Genomic DNA, 17,272 nt, shown 5'->3' on the forward strand with positions numbered 1-17,272 from the left:
GTCCGGCGCCCCCGAGGCTGCCGAGTTCAGCAGCGGTCAGAGCCAGTCGACGACACCGGCCAGCAGGGCGTACCCGACGAAGGCGACGATGTCGAGCCAGGTGTGGACCACCACCATCGGCCCGACCCGGCGCCAGCGAGCGAACAGCACCACGAACAGTGCGCCCATCAGCAGGTTGCCGACGAACCCACCCGGGCCTTGGTAGAGGTGATAGCTGGCACGCAGCAGCGCCGAGACCGCCAGCACCAGCCACCAGCCGTGGCCGAGCTGCCGGAGCCGGATGCAGAGGTAGCCCAGGACCACCACCTCCTCCAGGATGCCGGCTTATCGGCATCGAGCCCGACGACGGGGTAGGGCAGGGCGTCGGCGATCAGCTCGATCGCGCCCACCACCCACCGGTGGGCGGGGTTCTTGATCGCGACGTTGCTCGTCCACCCGGTGAACACGTCGGTCGCGGTCAGCGTCCAGGCGAACTCCCCGGCCAGGGAGTGCCCGCAGTGAGCGACCAGGTCGACCTCGAAGAACCCCGGCCGGGCCTCCATCTCATCGGTCGAGCGGCGCACGGACAGCTCGCTGCGCAGCGTCGCCGAGGGCCGGGTCGCGGCCTTCGCCGGCGGGTACCGAGCCGCCCGGGTCGGGGCGAGGTAGCGGTCGATGGTGGCCGGGGACATCGCCACCAGCTCGGCGCGCACCTCATCGGTGAGCCGGTCGGCGACCTTGCCCAGCTCGCCGTGGGCCTCCAACGCAGCCAGGGTGTCGGCCATGACCGCGGCGAGGTACTTCCCGCACGGCTCTCCGGCCAGCGTCCAGACCTCGATCAGCACCTTCAACGCGTCATAGGAGTCCCCCCGCCCCCGCGGCTTGCGCACCACAGCCCGCGCCGGCCCCCTACGGGCACGGGCCGCGGCCAGCGCCCGGCGCGCGTTGGGCCCGCGACCACCCCGTCGCCCCGCACAACTCATCGAGCATCCGGCCCTTGACCTTCTTCGACGCCCCCGCGTACTGACGGGCGTACTTCTTCGTGATCTCCCGACGTGCCGCCATCGACAACCCTGAACCCATCCGGCCAGCCCGCCGCCCACAGCCCCGCCAACCGAGTAGGACGGCACCGCGTTTCGCGAGCAAAACCCATCTGAGGCACGCGACCCGTTTCGCGAGCACATTAGGTGAGTCTCGTCGCGTGATGGCGACCTCCTCCGGGCGATCGCTACTATTGTTACATCCTCGTGTCGCCCCCCGTGTTGTACGGACGAGGACCAGAGCCAGGGCCACCAGTAGGAGGCCCACATGGTGCTCAGTGACGTCCTTGGTCTTGCGGCAGCGGCGTGGGGAGTCGTGATGGCGATCGCACCCGCCTTGCAGATTCACCGGATGCTGCGAACCCGTTCTGCCGACGATGTATCGCTCGGGTACTTCGCCCTACTCATCCCCGGCTTTCTGCTTTGGGTCTTCTACGGACTGTCCCGACACGATTGGCCGTTGGTGATCCCGAACACCGTCGCCACGGCCGTGGCGCTCGTTACCATCGCAGTCGCCGCGCGGCTCAAGCGCATCAGCGCACCGAACGATCTGGACCGCTGAGCCGATGGCCGACACCTCCACGTGGCGGTGACCTGCCCTGTCGACGTTCGGTAGCGCCAGTACCCAGCGGGACAGGTCAGCGGGCGTGGACGTGGCGTCACGTGCGTAGCTGACGGCACCGGTACCGTTGATACGAAGAACTGGCGGGGGGAGGTAACGATATGGATGCCGACATGATCCCCCTCGGTGAGCGCGCACTCCGCAGCATTCTGGATCATGTGCTCGCGGTCGGCGACGAAGCCGAGGCGAGCTACCTGGAAATCAAGAGCAGTCTCGACCTGGCCAGCACTGAAGGTGTTGCGAAGGTCGCGAAGTTCCTTCTCGGAGCTGCCAACCGTCGCCCCCAGGAAGCCGCCCGTCACTTCCACGGCTACGCCGTACTCGCTATTGGCGCGCAGAAGGGCCGGTCGCAAGGTGTTCCTCGTGGTGTTGAGGCGCACGAGCTTGAAGACCGGCTCCGGCCCTACCTGGGACCACAGTTTCCCGCGTTCGAGTTCGGAAGAATCAGTATCGACGACGACCGCGAGGTGCTGTTCGTCGTCGCACAGCCACCGCAGGACGGACAGACGATCTTCCCGTGCCACAAGAGCTTTCAGGGCGTGAAGCGTCAAGACAACCTCGATGACGGGGCCATCTACATGCGGGGAGCCAGCAACACCCGCCCCGCACGAGCAGGTGAAGTTCTGGCTCTCGTTGAACGGGCTCGTGGCGGCGGCAAGTCACCGATCAATCTCGACGTCGAAATCCACGGAGCCATCAGCCGGGTTGAACGGGTCAACGAAGTACTGGAGCGCCTCTACGAGTTCGAGGAAGAAGAGTTCAATAAGCCGCGAAAGCCGACAGAAGACGCCCCGCCGTCAGCACTTCTCGTCCGGAACGTTTTCGGCAGAACGCAGCCACCAGAGCCCGGGGAACGAGCGAAACGACTTGAAGCGTGGCGGAGCGAAAAGCCCACCCATACCGAGCGCGGGCGAGGGCACTTCCTGGGTGTTGCTCTTTCTGGCATAGGCATCCGGGTCCTCAGCCACGACCGGTTCGTCGCCAAGCCCCATCTCATCGTGACTTTCCACGACTGCGAAGTGTTCGACTACCGCGAATCCGACGACGCCGACTACAGGAAGGTGGTCGAACCCATCGTGCGAAGGCAGGACCCATACGGAATCGGATTCGACCCTTCCGACCTCCGGATCGCGGCGCGCGGATACCCGGTGAACTGGAGCAATCACGGCAACAATGCCGAAGTCACCGTCACGCCTGAGTCGTTTCGTCCCAACGTGCCGTGGACGAGCGACGAAGACGACTACGTGATCCTCGCGCGCGATCCACAAGCGAGCGCGGTGGTCGTCACGTGGGTCCTGACCGAGGACGGCAACGACACCGTGACCAGAGGCGAACTGGAGGTCGCGACAGGGGAGCTCACCGACGCGGCCGACTTGCTCAAAGCAGCATTCTTCAAAGACCGATAATTGCTAATGCTCCGCGGGCACCGCGTAGCACGATTGCAGGGGGTTGCAGGCCCGTACCTCATTCAGGACGTGCGCAACCCCAGCGCTCACGTACCGAGGCGCTCCGCAGCCTTTCTGACCCACTGCCGCTGCCATCGGGTTTCGACTGCGCGCGGGTGGTAGTTCTCGCGCACCCAGGCGACGGCCTTATCGGGCGCCACTCCACTCATGACAGCGAGGAGTGCCATGGCGGTGCCCGTGCGGCCCACTCCGCCACCGCAGGCAATCTCCACGCGCTCGAACTCCGCCCGTACATGAGCTTCACGTAGTGCGCTGATCACGTCGTCCGTCGAGTCGGGACGACGAAAGTCCGGCCACTGAACCCACCTGTACGGCCTACTCTCGATCTTTGGGTCCTTACCGAGCAGGTAGAGGGCGAACTCAGGAGCCGCGATGTCGCCGCGAGGACGCCGGAGTCCCGCGCCCCGGATGCGACGGCCGTCCGGGAACTCCACGAGTCCGCGCACTGCTCCTTCCCAAGTGCTCATGCAGCCACGTTAGTTCCAGAGCCCGGGCCTACGCGGGAGCAGACTCAACTTCGATCTGCAAGAGGTGTGGCGACTCGGAGACAGGGCGAAGCGAGGACCTCTTCTGTGCGCTGCCAAGGGAGACTGCGTCGCTCATCGACGGAAGCAGGGCGAGATCCGCACGGCTGAGAAGCCGGCCGCCGCGCTCGTCGTCAGCTGCGTGCGCTCTGTCACGTCCAGGGAGACCAGATTCGATTCACGTCTCGACGGCGACTGCGGGCCCTTTTTCGTTCTTGCTGGCTGGGCGCCCACGGCACGAGGGCTTCCAATTAGGACTCGTCCTGCGCACTCTTCCTGCCGTCCCTGCGCTACTTCGGGGGTGGTCATGGCACTCGCTCACTGTTGCAACTGCGCACTACGCTGCAGCGCCGCTCCTCAGGTGAAATGTCAATCGGCTACATGGTGTTCCTGCTGTCGGGCTTCTTATCCCTGTGGGTCAGTTACGAAATCGCTTCTGGGTGACATCGCCCTCGTCATCCCCCAACACCTGGGGCGGTGTCGCCGTTCGATTGTGGCGAAACGATGTTCCTTCAGTGACGTCTGGGCGAAGTGCGAAGACTTCTTCGGGCGCGGGCTGACATGGTGGAGGTATGACTCGTGACGCGCGGGTGGCCGGAGGGGCTGCCGAGGACAAGACCACCGAATACCTGCTTGCACCCGACGACGCCGCGGCCGTCGATGCGTGGTGGCGGGCAGCGAACTATCTCGCGGTCGGACAGATCTATCTGATGGGCAACGCGCTGCTGAAGCGTCCACTGGCGGAAGAAGACATCAAGCCCCGGCTGCTCGGGCACTGGGGGACCTCCCCGGGGCAGAATTTCCTGTATGCCCACCTCAACCACCAGATCATCCAGCGCAACCTGGACATGATCTACCTGAGTGGACCCGGTCACGGCGGCCCGTCCCTCGTAGCCGCCTCCTGGCTGGAGGGCACGTACTCGGAGGTTTACTCCCACGTCGGCACGGATGCCCGCGGTGTCGACGAGCTGTGCAGACAGTTTTCCTTCCCGGGCGGCATCCCCAGCCACGTCGCACCCGAGACGCCCGGATCGATCCACGAGGGCGGCGAACTCGGCTACGTTCTGTCTCACGCCTACGGCGCGGCATTCGACAACCCGGACCTGATCGCGGTGGCAGTGATCGGTGACGGCGAGGCCGAGACCGCGCCGCTGGCGACGGCGTGGCACAGCAACAAGTTCCTCGACCCGCAGGTGGACGGCACGGTCCTACCGATCCTGCACCTCAACGGCTACAAGATCGCAAATCCCACCATCTTCGATCGAATTCCGCGCCAGGAGTTGGAGTCGCTGCTAGTCGGGTACGGCCACAAGCCCTACTTCTTCGAGGGCGGCTTCGACGACGAGGACATCACCAACACGCACCGGCGGTTCGCCCGCTTACTTGCCCAGGTCCTTGACGAGGTCGTCGACATCCGCGCTCGCGCTGCCGACGGACGCCTCACCGAGCGGGCGCGGTGGCCGATGATCGTCTTCCGTACTCCGAAGGGCTGGACGGGGCCGCAGGAGGTCGACGGACTGCCGGTCGAAAACAGCTGGCGCAGCCATCAGGTCCCAATGTCTGCCGTCCGCGGCAACGAGGAGTACACCCGTCTGCTGGAGAGCTGGATGCACAGTTACCGCCCGGAGGAGCTCTTCGGTCCCGAGGGGCGGATCATGGACCTCGTCGCGCAGAACAACCCGGTCGGCACGCGGCGAATGAGCGCCAACCCGCACGCCAACGGTGGTCTACTCACCCGCGACCTGGATCTGCCGGACTTCCGTGACTACGGCGTCGACGTCCCAGTACCGGGTGGCGCCACCGTGGAAGCGACACGCGTACTTGGTGGCTGGGTGGCCGACGTCGTGGACCGGAACCGGCAGACCTTCCGGGTCTTCGGACCCGACGAGACCCACTCCAACCGGCTCGGCGCCGCGGTGGAAGCGGGCGGCAAGGCCTGGCAAGCAGAACTGCTCGACACCGACGTCGACCTGTCCCGCACAGGCCGGGTGATGGAGGTTCTATCCGAGCACCAGGTACAGGGCTGGCTGGAGGGCTACCTGCTCACGGGCCGTCACGGGCTGCTCAACAGCTACGAGGCATTCATCCACATCATCGACTCGATGTTCAACCAGCACGCAAAGTGGCTCGACTCCAGCCGGGACATACCCTGGCGAGTACCAGTGCCCTCGCTGAACTATCTCTTGTCTTCCCACGTGTGGCGTCAGGACCACAACGGGTTCTCCCATCAGGACCCGGGCTTCCTCGACGTGGTGATGAACAAGACCGCCGACGTCACCCGCATCTACCTGCCCCCGGACGCCAACACGCTGCTGTCGACATTCGACCACGTGCTGCGCACCCGCAACTACGTCAACGTCGTGGTCGCCGGCAAACAGCCCGGGCCGCAATGGCTGACGATGGATGAGGCCGTGCTGCACTGTACCCGCGGCATCGGTATCTGGGACTGGGCCGGCTCTGAGGAGCCGGGCAGCAAACCTGATGTCGTGCTTGGGTGCGCTGGCGACGTGCCCACGATGGAAGCGATCGCCGCGGCCAGGCTGCTGCGCGAGCGGCTGCCGGAGTTGAAGGTGCGGGTGGTCAACGTGGTGGACCTCATGCGGCTGCAGGACGAGCGGGAGCACCCGCACGGCCTGAGCCACCGCGACTTCGATGCCCTGTTCACCGCCGACCGGCCAGTAATCTTCGCGTTCCACGGCTACCCGTCACTGGTACACCAGCTGACCTACCGGCGCACCAACCACCACAACATCCACGTGCGCGGCTTCAAGGAGAAGGGCACCACGACCACACCGTTCGACATGCTGATGCTCAACGACCTGGACCGCTATCGACTGGTCATCGACGCCATCGACCGGGTGGGTCTGGCCGAGCGGGAGTCGTCCCTGCGCCAAGAGATGCTCGACTCCCGAGTACGCGCCCGCCAGCACACCCGCAAGCACGGCCAGGACCTCCCCGAGGTGACGCAGTGGGTCGTGCAGGACGGCGACAACACCCAGGGTTCGGGCGCGCCCGGCTCCGACACCGGCGGGGACAACGAGTAGCGGAGCTCACCCCCCGGCGTCCGCGCCGACCCACATGCGGCGCCCCCCCGATCCAGCTAAATGGATCGCTCAGCCCGTGGCGGGATAAGAGCGTGTCACCGACACGGGTGCAGAGGGAGATCTGCTCGTCCTGGAGGAGCCGGTCGATCTGCGCCCGGCAGTCGGTGCCGTCGACGCTGACCTCAGGCAGGGTCACTCCAGCATGCCTCCAGTTGCGGCTACGCGTTGGCGAACGCAGTGCATCCCTGATCCCGCAGTGCATCCCTGATCCCAAGGGCACGACCGTAGCTGGAGGCTGAGCAGCACACCGGTGCAGTCCTCCCGAGGCCAGTTGGTCGAATCGGGTAGCAAGCACCTCGGCGGGCCGGGCGCCATGCCCGACCGCGCGCTCTGCATGTATTCCTCTGACTCCGTGAATGCTCAAGCTGGCGGCTACGGCCTCCGATGGCGCCATGTGGCTTGGAAGCGCACGCGGCGTCGCTCAACATTTGGGATGCCCTTGGCCCGCCCGCCCGGTGACGCTGGACGCCCCCCACGTCTTGAGTGGCGAGCGGTCGGTGGCGACGGGTTACCCGATGGCGGCGAGCAGTTCGTTGCAGGCTTGTTCGCAGGCCCGGCACGCGTCGGCGCAGATGCGGCAGTGTTCGTGGTGGCCGGCGTGCTGCTCGCACTCGTCGCCGCAGGACTTGCAGGCCTGGGCGCAGGCCTGGAGTTGGGCGCAGGTGAGGTTGGCGTCGTAGCCGGTATGCCGGGACAGGACTCGGGCGGTGGTGGCGCAGATGTCAGCGCAGTCGAGGTTAGTGCGGATGCACTTGCGCAGGTCGGCCACCATCTCCTCGCTCAGGCAGGCATCGGCGCAGGCCGTACATGCCTGGGCGCACGCCACGAGTGCGTCGACGGTGCGGGCGAGCAGGTCTCGGTCGAGGTTGATCGCGGCCGGGTAGGTGTTCATCATCTCGGCGGTCTTCATGGCTTGCTCCCTCATGTGATTGGGTGCGACGCCGGAGCGGACCGGGCGCCGCAGGGTCCTTCTGACGCTACGGCGTCACGATGGGTGATACGCCGGTGAATCGATGAAGGTTCCATGAAAAACGGGGGTCCATCAGGATGGTGAAATCGGCGTCTGCCGGCGCGGGCTCTGCGGTGCCCGTCCCCGCTGACCGAGGTGTGTCTCATACTCAGGCGTCAATCCGGAGTGTGGTCAAACAGGTCGCCCCGTCCTCGCGGGTTGAGAACGGGCTCTGGCCGGTGCGCCCGTCATAGGTGACCTCGATGGTGCCGTCGACCTCGCGCGGAAGCCAGAACCCGACGAAGCCGTTGTCAAACGTGGTGGCCTGCTCATCGACGAGGACCTCGCCGGTCTCGTCGACGATGCGCACGCCGATGTCCTCGTTGGCCAGCTCGCCGCGACACGTGGTCAGAGAGTGGTAGTAGCACTCGTGGGTCTGATCGACGTAGGGCGCCACGGATAGATAAAACCGGTCCTCTGCCAGCGGGACCATGACCTCCTGCTCAACATCGGCGAGGACAAGCTGGTCCGCGCGCACGGATGCCATGAGGTCAGTCGGCCGCTCGGCCACGGGCATCCGGTCGAGGTGGTCGACGATCTGCTGCCCGTCCATGCCATCGAGGTCGTGCGCCGCGAGAAAGTCGGCCTGCGCGGCGGTGTTGGCTGGGGGGCTGGCCGTCGGGCTCGCGTCGGGGGTGGCGGAACATCCGGCGAGCACCAAGGCGAACGCGGCAAGGAGGATCACGGGTCGTTTCATACAACGCATTCTGTGACAGGCCCACCGACCTCAGTGTGGTCGAGCGTTGAAGATTCGATGAAGATCGACGGGCGGGGCGGGGCCTCGGCGGGCCGATCTGCTTGACTCGATCGGGAGGTTCTCCGCACATGTCGGATGTCACCGATGACCACTGGGATCGAGGGGACGACCAATCCCCCGGTGCATCCTGTGATCCCGGTCCGGAGCGGGCACTGAGTGATGGAGGTGAGGTATGGGTTGGAACTGGGGCCACATGGGCGGGTGGGGCATGGTCTGGGGCTGGCTTTTCCTGGCGCTGTTTGTCGTGGGCCTGGTCGTGCTGATGGTGGTCCTGGTCCGGCTGCTGAGCGGTCGCGATCGGCGGTCCGACGAGGTGCACAGATCAGGGCGGAGTCGGGCCCGGGAGGTGCTCGACGAGCGATACGCCCGTGGGGAGATCGATGACACCGAGTACGACGAGCGCCGCCGGCGCCTGGACGAGCCGGGGAGGCCTGAGGCGTGAGGCCCATCACTCGGCGGGAGGCGCTCCGGCTCGGCATGCTCGGCGGCTTCGGCGTCCTGGTCGGTGGGGTGGGGTTGTCGTGGAGCGGCTTGCCCTGGCTAGCCCCGCGCTCCAGCTCGATCGGGGGCGGCGGAGGGTCCCTGGTGGAGCCGGAGGTGCTGCGCAGCTGGGGCGGGGTGCTGCGGGTCGAACTGGTCGCCGTCCGCCAGGAGTCGACCGTCGCTGGGCGGCGGGCCCGAGTGCTGACCTACAACGGCACGGTGCCGGGCCAGACCTGGCTGGTCCGGCCCGGGGATCGCATCGAGGTGCGGCTGCGTAACGAGCTGGACATCCCGACCAACCTGCACACCCACGGACTGGAGGTCTCCCCGCAGGACAACGGGGACAACCCGTTCCTGTCCATCGAACCCGGCCAGGTCTTCGACTACCGCTTCGATCTGCCCGCGGACCACCCGCCCGGGGTGTTCTGGTATCACCCGCACCGGCACGGCACGGTCGCCGATCAGCTGTTCGGCGGCTTGTACGGTGCCCTGATCGTCGAGGGCGATCAGGTGCCGGTCAGCCGGGACCGGGTGTTGGTCGTCTCGGACCTCTCGCTGACTGCGGACGGGCAGGTCGCCTCGGTCTCGGGCCCGGAGGTGATGATGGGCCGCGAAGGGGAGTTGGTCCTGGTCAACGGTCAGCACCTGCCGCAGCTGTCGGCGCGTCCCGGGCAGCGGGAACGCTGGCGGGTGATCAACGCATGCACCTCGCGCTACCTGCGCCTGGCCCTGCCCGGGCAGCGTCTGGAGCTGCTCGGTGTCGACAGCGGCCGGGAACCAGCTCCGCGGGCGGTGGAGGAGGTGCTGCTGGCGCCGGGTAACCGGGCCGACCTGCTGGTGAGCATGCGCGCCGGCACCAGCGAGTTGCGCACGCTGGGTCATGACCGCGGCGGGATGGGGATGATGGGCGGCGGTGGCCTGTCCGGGCCGGGCACCTTGGCCACGCTGACTGTCAGCGGCGATGAGGCCGCTGCCCCGGGCCCGGTGCCTGACCGTCCGGCGGTTCCGGATCTGCGCGACAAGCCCGTCGCCGGGCAGCGGGAGATCGCGTTCACCATGACCATGGGGACGATGATGGGCCCCGGCCGGGACATGATGGATCTCGGGTTCGACGGTCGCGCCTTCGACGCCGACCGGATCGACCAGCAGGTGAGCGCCGGGACGGTGGAAGAGTGGGTCATCACCAACCCCACCCCGATGGACCATCCGTTCCACCTGCACGTGTGGCCGATGCAGCTCATGGAGACGGGCGGGCAACCGGTGAGGGAGCCGACCCGGCGCGATGTCGTCAACGTCCCCGCCCGCGGCCGGGTGCGGGTCCTGGTCGACTTCGCCCGCCACCCGGGGCGCAGCGTCTACCACTGCCACATCCTCGACCATGAGGACGCCGGCATGATGGCCAGCGTCGAGGCCCGCTGACCACAGGACACCCCGGTCCCGACGAGCAGGAGAATGCATGAGTGACGAGCAGGAGAATGCATGAGTAATGACCACGCCGCAGGCGGGCACGTCCCCGCCCACGCAGATCGCCGCGCGTTGCGGATCTCCGGGGCATTGACCGGGGTGTACTTCGTCATCGAGCTGATCGTGGGGCTGTGGTCGGGGTCGGTGGCCGTGCTCTCCGACGCGTTCCACACCTTCTCAGCCGTCGGTGGCGTGCTGATCGCGCTGGTCGCCCAACGCCTCAGCCAGCGTCCGGCCACCGGCAGGGAGACCTTCGGGTGGGGGCGCGCCGAGATCCTCGGGGCCCTGTTCAACGGGGTCTTCCTGGTCGTCATGGCCGGGTACGTGTTCTGGATGGGGGCGATGCGCCTGGCCGACCCGATCGAGCTGCCCACCACGGTCATGCTCTGGGTCGCCGCCGGCGGCATCGTCACCGAACTGATCGCCTTCTGGCTGCTCTACCAACGGCAGAAGACCAACCTGAACCTCAAAGGCGCGTTCTGGCACATCCTGCAGACCTTCGTCGGCAGCCTCATCATCATCGTCTCCGCCGTGGTGATCCGGCTGACCGGGTTCCTGGCGATCGACCCCCTGTTGGGGATGGCCTTCGGGCTGGTGCTGCTGTGGGCATCCTGGACCATCCTGCGCTCGGCCATGCGCATCCTGCTCCAAGGCACTCCGGAGCACCTGAACGTGCGCGAGGCGACGGCACAGCTGGAGGACATTGACGGGGTGGCCGACGTGCACCACGTCCATGCCTGGACCATCACCTCCGGGCGCACCGTCTTCTCCGCCCACCTACGCGTGCCCGACCTGCCTGCGACCGGCGACCGGGTCCTGCACCAGGCCACCGCCCTGCTCCAGGACCGCTTCGACGTCTACTTCTCCACCCTCCAGCTCGAACAAACCTGCCCGAGCCAAGAGAACGCCACAGACATCGACATCACCAGATAGCTCACCACCCTGCGCATGGCCTCGCCGACGGGTGGCGCGCTCTTTGGGAGAATAGGGGCATGATTTCGATGGATGGCCTGCCGCGCGTGCTCGTCGTGGACGACGAGGCGCCGTTGGCGAGATTGGTGGCGAGTTACTTCGAGCGCGACGGGTTCGAGGTCGAGACGACGGGCAGCGGTCGCGAGGCGATCAACCTGACTCGGCAGCTTGACCCGGGCGTGATCGTCCTCGACCTCGGTCTGCCCGGGATCGACGGGGTCGAGGTCTGCCGCACGGTGCGCACCTTCTCGGACTGCTACATCGTCATGCTCACAGCGCGGGTGGAAGAGGTCGACAAGCTCATCGGCCTGTCGGTGGGCGCCGACGACTATGTCACCAAGCCGTTCAGCCCGCGTGAACTCCTCGCCCGGGTGCGGGCCATGCTGCGCCGCCCGCGTTCGAGCCTTGACCCGGATGCGCAGGCCAGACGGTTCGGTGCCCTGACGGTGGACGCCGCCGGCCGCGAGGTCCACCTGCACGCAGAGCCGGTGGAACTGACCCGCACGGAGTTCGACGTGCTGGCCGCGCTGGCGGCCCGACCGCGGATGGTCTTCGCTCGGCGCCAACTCATCGAGGCGGTCTGGGGTGAGGGCTGGGTGGGTGATGAACACCTGGTCGACGTGCACATCGGGCATCTGCGGCGCAAGCTCGGCGACGATCCCACCACCCCGATCTTCATCAAGACCGTCCGCGGGGTGGGGTACCGGATGGGCAGCGGCGAATGACACGGCTGTCGGGACTGGCTGCGCGCCTGCTCGCAGCCACGGCGGTTGTCGTGTTCGTGGGCTGGGCGACCGCCTGGGTGGTCGTGGCCGCCGTCGGCCCCGCCATCTTCCATGACCACATGATCCAGGGCCAGGCAAGTGAGCCCGGCGTGGTCCAACACGCCGGGGAGGCCTTCCAGTCCGCCTCGGCACTCTCCTTGGCCGGGGCGTTGCTCGCCGCCCTAGTCGCCTCTGTCGTGGTGAGCCTGTTCCTGGCTCGGCGGGTCAACGGCTCTCTGGTGGCGGCCACCGACGCCGCCCACCGCGTGGCAGCCGGCGATCATTCCGCTCGCGTGCCCCGGGTAGGGCTGGGCCGGGAGTTTGACGAGTTGGCCGAGGCGTTCAACACCATGGCGACGGACCTGGCGGAGGTCGAGACAACCCGCACCCGGATGCTGGGGGACCTCGCTCACGAGATGCGCACCCCGCTGGCCACCCTCGACGGTTACCTCGAAGCCATCCTGGACGGGGTGCGCGGCGCCGACGAAGAGACGATCACGCTACTGCGGGACCAGGTCGCCCGCCTGTCCCGGCTCGGGGAAGACATCGCGCTGGTGACCACGGCACAGGAGGGCGGGCTAGCTATGCACCGTCGGGAGGTCACCGTCACCGCCCTGCTCGCCGCGGCGCACGCCGAGGCGCAGGCTCGCTACCTGGAGCGCGGCGTCCAACTGGAACGCGCGGTCTCAGCCGCAGCGGCGCAAGCCCGGGTGGACGCCGACCCCGACCGGCTCGCGCAGGTGCTGACCAACCTGTTGGACAACGCCATGCGGCACACGCCGGTCGGCGGGAGGGTGGAGCTGAGCGCGGACCGACAGGGATCGACCGTCGTGCTCCGGGTGACCGACGACGGAGAGGGCATCACCGCCGAACACCTGCCCCACCTGTTCGACCGGTTCTACCGGGCCGACACGGCCCGGGACCGCGCCCACGGCGGGTCCGGGATCGGGCTCGCGGTCGTCGACGCCATCGTCCGCGCCCACGGCGGAACAGTCAACGCCACCAGCGCGGGGCCAGGCCAGGGCGCCACGTTCACCGTGACGCTACCGGCGGGCGGATTCGCTACCGTCACCGGGTGAGCGGTCTGCCGAGGGGTGCTCGGCCGGTGGTGGGGCATCACCGCCCCGGTGTGCGTGACCATGGGCGCCGTGGCCCATGAACATCATGCCGATCATCATCAGCGGGCAGGCGAGCAGGGCAGCCAGTGGGAGCGCTTCACCGAGCGAGCGGCCTGCGGCGAGCAGGGCCAACACGACCAGCGCAGCGATCCCTAGCATGCCGAGCAGGTGCGAACGGTGGTTGGTGTGCATGGGATGCTTCTCCTTGATCGTCGGCGCGGACGGGGAAAATCGTCGCCACGGCCCAGATGCCGAGCGTGACATAGAGCAGGACGACCGCCGTGAGCGTCAACCAGATGGTGGATTCCATGTCCGCTCCTCCTCGTTCAAGGCCCACCCTCAGGCACGTCGCCGGTGCTTCGGGTAGAGGAATGACGAAGAAACCCTGAAGCCTCCGCCCCGGTTCGGCCGAGGCCGATGTCCGCTGGCGAATCAGGACGGAATCCAGTCCACGGCCGACCGACAGCGCCTCGTTGCCTCCTGCCCCCGCCGAAGACTTCCGCATGAGCGGCTCGCCACTGGTCCTGGATATCCCGGAGGTCCAGGATTTCCGAACCCACGCGAGCGATGCTCCACGACCCGGGCCGAGGAGGCGCACGACCGGGGTTGGTGCGGCCACCCGAGGTGTCCGGTCATCTTCCGGGTTCGGTCGCAAACGCTCACTGGTGGTCGGCTGGCCGGCGTACCCGCGGCGGGCGGGTCACGCGGCGACCCTGTGGCCTTGGCCGTTATGTGGCGGGGTTCTGTCGCCGCTTCGTGAGTTCCCTGATGATCGGGCGAATCGTCCCGTGGGTCGATCCCCAACTGACACAGCCTCGTTCGCACGCTTAGCGACTCCGGGCTGCGTAAAACCACTTCAGTCCTCGCTGTATAGTTCAGCGCATGCTGACCATTGCTTCTCGCCTGGACGTGATGAACCGGTTGGGCCGCGCGCTGGCCGACCCGACCAGGTCCCGGATCATCCTGACGCTGCTCGACCGGCCGGCCTACCCGGCAGAGCTGGCCCGCGATCTGGACCTCACACGCTCCAACGTGTCCAATCATCTGGCGTGCCTGCGCGACTGCGGCATCGTTGCTGCCGAACCCGAGGGCCGCAAGACGCGCTACGAGATCGCCGATCCCCACCTGACGCAGGCGCTGACCGCCCTGGTTGACGTCACCCTCGCGGTTGACGAGAACGCCCCGTGCATCGATCCTGCCTGCTCGGTGCACGGATGCGACGCAGCAGAGGCGGGCGCGTGATCCTGGCTGCGGTCCTGCAGGCAATCGGCCTGTTCATCGCGACCAACATCGACGACATCATCGTGCTCTCCTTGTTCTTCGCCCGCGGCGCGGGCCAACGCGGGACGACCACCCGCATCTTGGTCGGCCAGTACGTGGGGTTCGCCTGCATTCTCGGTGCCGCTGTGCTGGTGACTATCGGAGCCGGAGCATTCCTGCCCTCAGCAGCTATCCCGTACTTCGGGCTCATCCCCCTGGCCCTCGGTCTCTGGGCTGCATGGCAAGCCTGGCGCGGAGACGATGACGACGATGACGCCAAGGTCACGGGCACGAAGGTCAGCGCGTGGACCGTCGCAGGAGTCACCTTCGCCAACGGCGGAGACAACATCGGCGTCTATGTCCCCGTCTTCCTCAGCGTGGAACCCATCGCAGTGGTCGCCTACTGCCTCGTCTTCCTCGCGCTCGTCGCGGTCCTGGTCGTAGTCGCCAAGTTCGTTGCCACCCGGCCGCCGATCGCTGAAGTCCTCGAGCGCTGGGAACACATCCTGTTCCCCATCGTCCTGATCGGCCTCGGCATCGTCATCCTCGTCAGCGGAGGAGCGTTCGGTCTCTGACGGAGCCAAAGCGAACGAGAGAGGTCGCCAGGCTCGACGCTCCGGTATAGGGAGGAACGACTCTTCCCCCAGATCGAGCGCGTCCTGAAGATCAACGAACTCGACACCATCACCAACGACGTCATCGAAGCCGCCGCCAGCACTCTCGTCATCGGCGTCAGTTGACCGGGCCCGCCACATATCACCTACAGAACCCCGCCATTTAACGGCGCAAGCCACAGGCGACCCCTTCGATCGCGGACGTCATGAAGGTCTCGACCGAATTCGATGAAGAGGTGATGAAGATCGCCCGCCCGGCTGGAAGCAGCTCCCGTGTTCTTGCTTCACTCAGACGGAACCCTACGTAGCCATCTTTAAGGAGCAGTTCCCTGTGAAGAGCACCTCCCGCCTCGCCGCTGGTGCCAGCGCGCTTGCCCTCGCCCTGACCTTGGCCGCCTGCGGAAGTCCGCAGGACCAGGCTGACCCGACCGGGCCCGACACCGTGACCCAGGAGCCGGGTGGGACGCAGACCAGCGGGCCGGCCGGTGAGGGGGAGATCGATCAGGCCCACAATGGCGCCGACACGATGTTCGCGCAGATGATGATTGTCCACCACGAGGGCGCCATCGAGATGGCCGACCTGGCCGTGAATCGGGCCGCCTTGGATGAGGTCCGGACCTTGGCCGAGGGCATTTCCGCCGCCCAGGGGCCAGAGATCGAGCAGATGACCTCCTGGCTGGAAGCCTGGGGTGAGAGCACCACGCCGATGGACGACATGGAAGGTCACGGCGGCATGGACATGGATGGGATGAGCCAGGAGGAAGCCATGGCCGAACTCGAAGGACTATCCGGGACCGAGTTCGACCGGCGGTTTCTGGAGTTGATGATCGCCCACCACGAGGGCGCCGTAACCATGGCCGAGGACGAACTCACCGACGGGCAGAACGCACAGGCGCGCGAACTCGCACAGAAGATCATCGACGACCAGCAGGCTGAGATCGCCGAGATGGAGCAGCTGCACCAGACCCTGTGACCGCCCTCGGCTGGCGGCGGTCCGCCCCTCCCCCACAAACCCAAGGCGGGCCACCGCCCACCGCGCGAGGCGGCGGCATCGTCAAGTTCGGTGACCTTCAACGCGCAGGGGCACTTCCTGTGAACTTCCTGTGGCTGGCCATCGACAGCGAGCGAATTGCGGGAACCGATTCGCCGAACGAAGAGGAGAAACACGAGGAACTGACGTATGGACATGGATCAGGCCGAAAGACTCAGGACCGGCACCTGATTCGTGGCAGCCCTGGATCAGAGCGGGGCAGCACGCCGAAGGCGCTGGGACTGTACGGGATTGGCGAGGACGCCTACACCGGCCACCAGCAGATGTTCGACCTGGTGCACCAGATGCGCACCCGGATCATCACAAGCCCGGCTTTCGACGGCGACCGCGTGATCGGGGCCATCCTGTTCGAGGACACCATGGACCGGGACATCGAGGGAGTCCGGACAGCTGAGTACCTGTGGACGGTCAAGGGCATCGTCCCGTTCCTCAAGATCGATCGGGGCCTGGCCGCCGAGACCGACGGCGCCCAACTCATGAAGCCGATCCCCGACCTGGACGCCCTGCTGACCCGCGCCGCTGCGAGCAGATGCTTCGGCACCAAGATGCGCTCGTTCATCCGTCTCCCCGGTGCCAGCCTGACCCAGGTCGTCGCCCAGCAGTTCACCCTCGCCCGGCAGATCCTGCGTGCCGGTCTGGTTCCCATCGCCGAGCCCGATGTGGACATCCACAGCCCCCGCAAGACCGAGGTGGAAAGGCAACTCCGCACGAGTATCCGCACCGAACTGGAGCGGCTGGGCCAGGACCAGGCAATCATCCTGAAGCTGACTCTGCCCGAGGTCGACGACTTCTATCAGGAGTTCGTCGCCCATCCGCGGGCGGTTCGCGTGCTGGGGCTGTCCGGCGGCTACACCCGGGCCCAGGCCACTGCCCGACTGGCTCGAAATCACGGGGTGATCGCCAGCTTTTCCCGCGCGCTGACCGAGGGCCTGGCCATCGACCAGACCGACGAAGAATTCGACGCCGTTCTGGACGAGGCGATCGAATCGATCGCCGACGCATCGCGCACCTGACCGCAGCCGCGGCGGGACGAGCGCCGGGGTGG

Annotated in this window: 18 protein-coding genes and 1 pseudogene; 12 read left to right on the forward strand and 7 right to left on the reverse strand. The window is 66.9% G+C overall.

All coding sequences use genetic code 11. The features are described 5' to 3' along the window. Positions 1-36: 36 nt before the first annotated feature. Genes CGZ91_RS14495 through CGZ91_RS14205 form a run of 3 tightly spaced genes read right to left on the reverse strand, consistent with a single transcriptional unit; the run spans position 37 to position 1,044 of the window. Complete coding sequence (locus tag CGZ91_RS14495) at positions 37-282, reverse strand: CPBP family intramembrane glutamic endopeptidase (RefSeq protein ID WP_229116430.1); 246 nt, start codon at positions 280-282, stop codon at positions 37-39. Further along, positions 168-872 carry a hypothetical protein gene (locus tag CGZ91_RS03475; protein WP_229116393.1) on the reverse strand — a complete coding sequence of 235 codons (705 nt, stop codon included), beginning with the start codon at positions 870-872 and terminating at the stop codon, positions 168-170. The genes CGZ91_RS14495 and CGZ91_RS03475 overlap by 115 nt, the downstream gene beginning before the upstream one ends. Before the next feature lie 16 nt (positions 873-888). Then, positions 889-1,044, reverse strand: a complete 156-nt coding sequence (locus CGZ91_RS14205) for a hypothetical protein (RefSeq protein ID WP_179229193.1) — start codon at positions 1,042-1,044, stop codon at positions 889-891. A 243-nt stretch (positions 1,045-1,287) separates the two neighbouring features. Here CGZ91_RS14205 and CGZ91_RS03480 point away from each other — a divergent pair, with 243 nt between their 5' ends. Then, on the forward strand, positions 1,288-1,581 hold the full coding sequence (locus CGZ91_RS03480; RefSeq protein WP_229116394.1) for a SemiSWEET family sugar transporter: 294 nt from the start codon (positions 1,288-1,290) through the stop codon (positions 1,579-1,581). 161 nt (positions 1,582-1,742) lie between these two features. Further along, a complete protein-coding gene (locus CGZ91_RS03485; protein ID WP_094452542.1) occupies positions 1,743-3,047 on the forward strand; it encodes a hypothetical protein in 1,305 nt (434 codons plus the stop codon). A gap of 86 nt (positions 3,048-3,133) precedes the next feature. On the opposite strand, the gene CGZ91_RS03490 is transcribed toward CGZ91_RS03485, so the two are convergent. Further along, complete coding sequence (locus CGZ91_RS03490) at positions 3,134-3,574, reverse strand: protein-tyrosine phosphatase family protein (protein WP_094452544.1); 441 nt, start codon at positions 3,572-3,574, stop codon at positions 3,134-3,136. 629 nt (positions 3,575-4,203) lie between these two features. On the opposite strand from CGZ91_RS03490, the gene CGZ91_RS03495 reads away from it, so the two are divergent. Then, positions 4,204-6,675, forward strand: coding sequence for a phosphoketolase family protein (locus CGZ91_RS03495; RefSeq protein WP_094452546.1), 2,472 nt, complete (start codon positions 4,204-4,206; stop codon positions 6,673-6,675). Between the two features lie 568 nt (positions 6,676-7,243). Here the strand turns inward: CGZ91_RS03495 and CGZ91_RS03500 are convergent. Then, the gene (locus CGZ91_RS03500) at positions 7,244-7,645 is read right to left on the reverse strand and encodes a four-helix bundle copper-binding protein (protein ID WP_094452548.1); all 402 of its coding nucleotides are present in this window, start codon (positions 7,643-7,645) and stop codon (positions 7,244-7,246) included. A gap of 208 nt (positions 7,646-7,853) precedes the next feature. Then, positions 7,854-8,441 (reverse strand): CueP family metal-binding protein, encoded by a 588-nt coding sequence (locus CGZ91_RS03505; protein WP_094452550.1) that lies wholly within the window; start codon positions 8,439-8,441, stop codon positions 7,854-7,856. 232 nt (positions 8,442-8,673) lie between these two features. Here CGZ91_RS03505 and CGZ91_RS03510 point away from each other — a divergent pair, with 232 nt between their 5' ends. Genes CGZ91_RS03510 through CGZ91_RS03530 form a run of 5 tightly spaced genes read left to right on the forward strand, consistent with a single transcriptional unit; the run spans position 8,674 to position 13,263 of the window. After that, positions 8,674-8,943, forward strand: coding sequence for an SHOCT domain-containing protein (locus CGZ91_RS03510; protein WP_094452552.1), 270 nt, complete (start codon positions 8,674-8,676; stop codon positions 8,941-8,943). Further along, complete coding sequence (locus CGZ91_RS03515) at positions 8,940-10,403, forward strand: multicopper oxidase family protein (protein ID WP_094452554.1); 1,464 nt, start codon at positions 8,940-8,942, stop codon at positions 10,401-10,403. Before CGZ91_RS03510 ends, CGZ91_RS03515 begins: the two co-directional genes overlap by 4 nt. A 60-nt stretch (positions 10,404-10,463) precedes the next feature. Beyond that, entirely contained in the window at positions 10,464-11,381 is a 918-nt protein-coding gene (locus CGZ91_RS03520) for a cation diffusion facilitator family transporter (protein WP_094452556.1), read from the forward strand. Positions 11,382-11,440: 59 nt separating this feature from the next. Continuing rightward, positions 11,441-12,145 (forward strand): response regulator transcription factor, encoded by a 705-nt coding sequence (locus tag CGZ91_RS03525; RefSeq protein WP_094452558.1) that lies wholly within the window; start codon positions 11,441-11,443, stop codon positions 12,143-12,145. Beyond that, positions 12,142-13,263, forward strand: a complete 1,122-nt coding sequence (locus CGZ91_RS03530; RefSeq protein WP_094452560.1) for a HAMP domain-containing sensor histidine kinase — start codon at positions 12,142-12,144, stop codon at positions 13,261-13,263. The genes CGZ91_RS03525 and CGZ91_RS03530 overlap by 4 nt, the downstream gene beginning before the upstream one ends. Here the strand turns inward: CGZ91_RS03530 and CGZ91_RS03535 are convergent. Beyond that, entirely contained in the window at positions 13,228-13,494 is a 267-nt protein-coding gene (locus tag CGZ91_RS03535) for a DUF2933 domain-containing protein (RefSeq protein WP_144276764.1), read from the reverse strand. The genes CGZ91_RS03530 and CGZ91_RS03535 overlap by 36 nt on opposite strands. A 690-nt stretch (positions 13,495-14,184) precedes the next feature. On the opposite strand from CGZ91_RS03535, the gene cmtR reads away from it, so the two are divergent. The 4 genes and pseudogenes from cmtR (at position 14,185) to CGZ91_RS03560 (ending at position 17,240) form a co-directional block, all read left to right on the forward strand. Then, positions 14,185-14,544: a Cd(II)/Pb(II)-sensing metalloregulatory transcriptional regulator CmtR gene (gene cmtR / locus CGZ91_RS03540; RefSeq protein WP_028708027.1), complete on the forward strand. Its 360-nt coding sequence runs from the start codon at positions 14,185-14,187 to the stop codon at positions 14,542-14,544. Continuing rightward, the gene (locus tag CGZ91_RS03545) at positions 14,541-15,137 is read left to right on the forward strand and encodes a cadmium resistance transporter (protein ID WP_030153505.1); all 597 of its coding nucleotides are present in this window, start codon (positions 14,541-14,543) and stop codon (positions 15,135-15,137) included. The genes cmtR and CGZ91_RS03545 overlap by 4 nt, the downstream gene beginning before the upstream one ends. Positions 15,138-15,507: 370 nt before the next feature. Next, the gene (locus CGZ91_RS03555) at positions 15,508-16,149 is read left to right on the forward strand and encodes a DUF305 domain-containing protein (protein WP_094452564.1); all 642 of its coding nucleotides are present in this window, start codon (positions 15,508-15,510) and stop codon (positions 16,147-16,149) included. Between the two features lie 252 nt (positions 16,150-16,401). Then, positions 16,402-17,240: pseudogene (locus CGZ91_RS03560) on the forward strand (fructose bisphosphate aldolase). Positions 17,241-17,272 lie beyond the last annotated feature (32 nt).

Source organism: Parenemella sanctibonifatiensis (assembly GCF_002250565.1).
Classification (GTDB): domain Bacteria; phylum Actinomycetota; class Actinomycetes; order Propionibacteriales; family Propionibacteriaceae; genus Parenemella; species Parenemella sanctibonifatiensis.

Bases quoted from the DNA above. Each gene is read 5' to 3' on its own strand.
- CGZ91_RS14205 (WP_179229193.1), bottom strand. From the start codon at position 1,044: ATGGCGGCACGTCGGGAGATCACGAAGAAGTACGCCCGTCAGTACGCG.
- CGZ91_RS03480 (WP_229116394.1), top strand. From the start codon at position 1,288: ATGGTGCTCAGTGACGTCCTTGGTCTTGCGGCAGCGGCGTGGGGAGTC.
- CGZ91_RS03485 (WP_094452542.1), top strand. From the start codon at position 1,743: ATGGATGCCGACATGATCCCCCTCGGTGAGCGCGCACTCCGCAGCATT.
- CGZ91_RS03490 (WP_094452544.1), bottom strand. From the start codon at position 3,574: ATGAGCACTTGGGAAGGAGCAGTGCGCGGACTCGTGGAGTTCCCGGAC.
- CGZ91_RS03495 (WP_094452546.1), top strand. From the start codon at position 4,204: ATGACTCGTGACGCGCGGGTGGCCGGAGGGGCTGCCGAGGACAAGACC.
- CGZ91_RS03500 (WP_094452548.1), bottom strand. From the start codon at position 7,645: ATGAAGACCGCCGAGATGATGAACACCTACCCGGCCGCGATCAACCTC.
- CGZ91_RS03505 (WP_094452550.1), bottom strand. From the start codon at position 8,441: ATGAAACGACCCGTGATCCTCCTTGCCGCGTTCGCCTTGGTGCTCGCC.
- CGZ91_RS03510 (WP_094452552.1), top strand. From the start codon at position 8,674: ATGGGTTGGAACTGGGGCCACATGGGCGGGTGGGGCATGGTCTGGGGC.
- CGZ91_RS03520 (WP_094452556.1), top strand. From the start codon at position 10,464: ATGAGTAATGACCACGCCGCAGGCGGGCACGTCCCCGCCCACGCAGAT.
- CGZ91_RS03525 (WP_094452558.1), top strand. From the start codon at position 11,441: ATGATTTCGATGGATGGCCTGCCGCGCGTGCTCGTCGTGGACGACGAG.
- CGZ91_RS03530 (WP_094452560.1), top strand. From the start codon at position 12,142: ATGACACGGCTGTCGGGACTGGCTGCGCGCCTGCTCGCAGCCACGGCG.
- CGZ91_RS03535 (WP_144276764.1), bottom strand. From the start codon at position 13,494: ATGCACACCAACCACCGTTCGCACCTGCTCGGCATGCTAGGGATCGCT.
- cmtR (WP_028708027.1), top strand. From the start codon at position 14,185: ATGCTGACCATTGCTTCTCGCCTGGACGTGATGAACCGGTTGGGCCGC.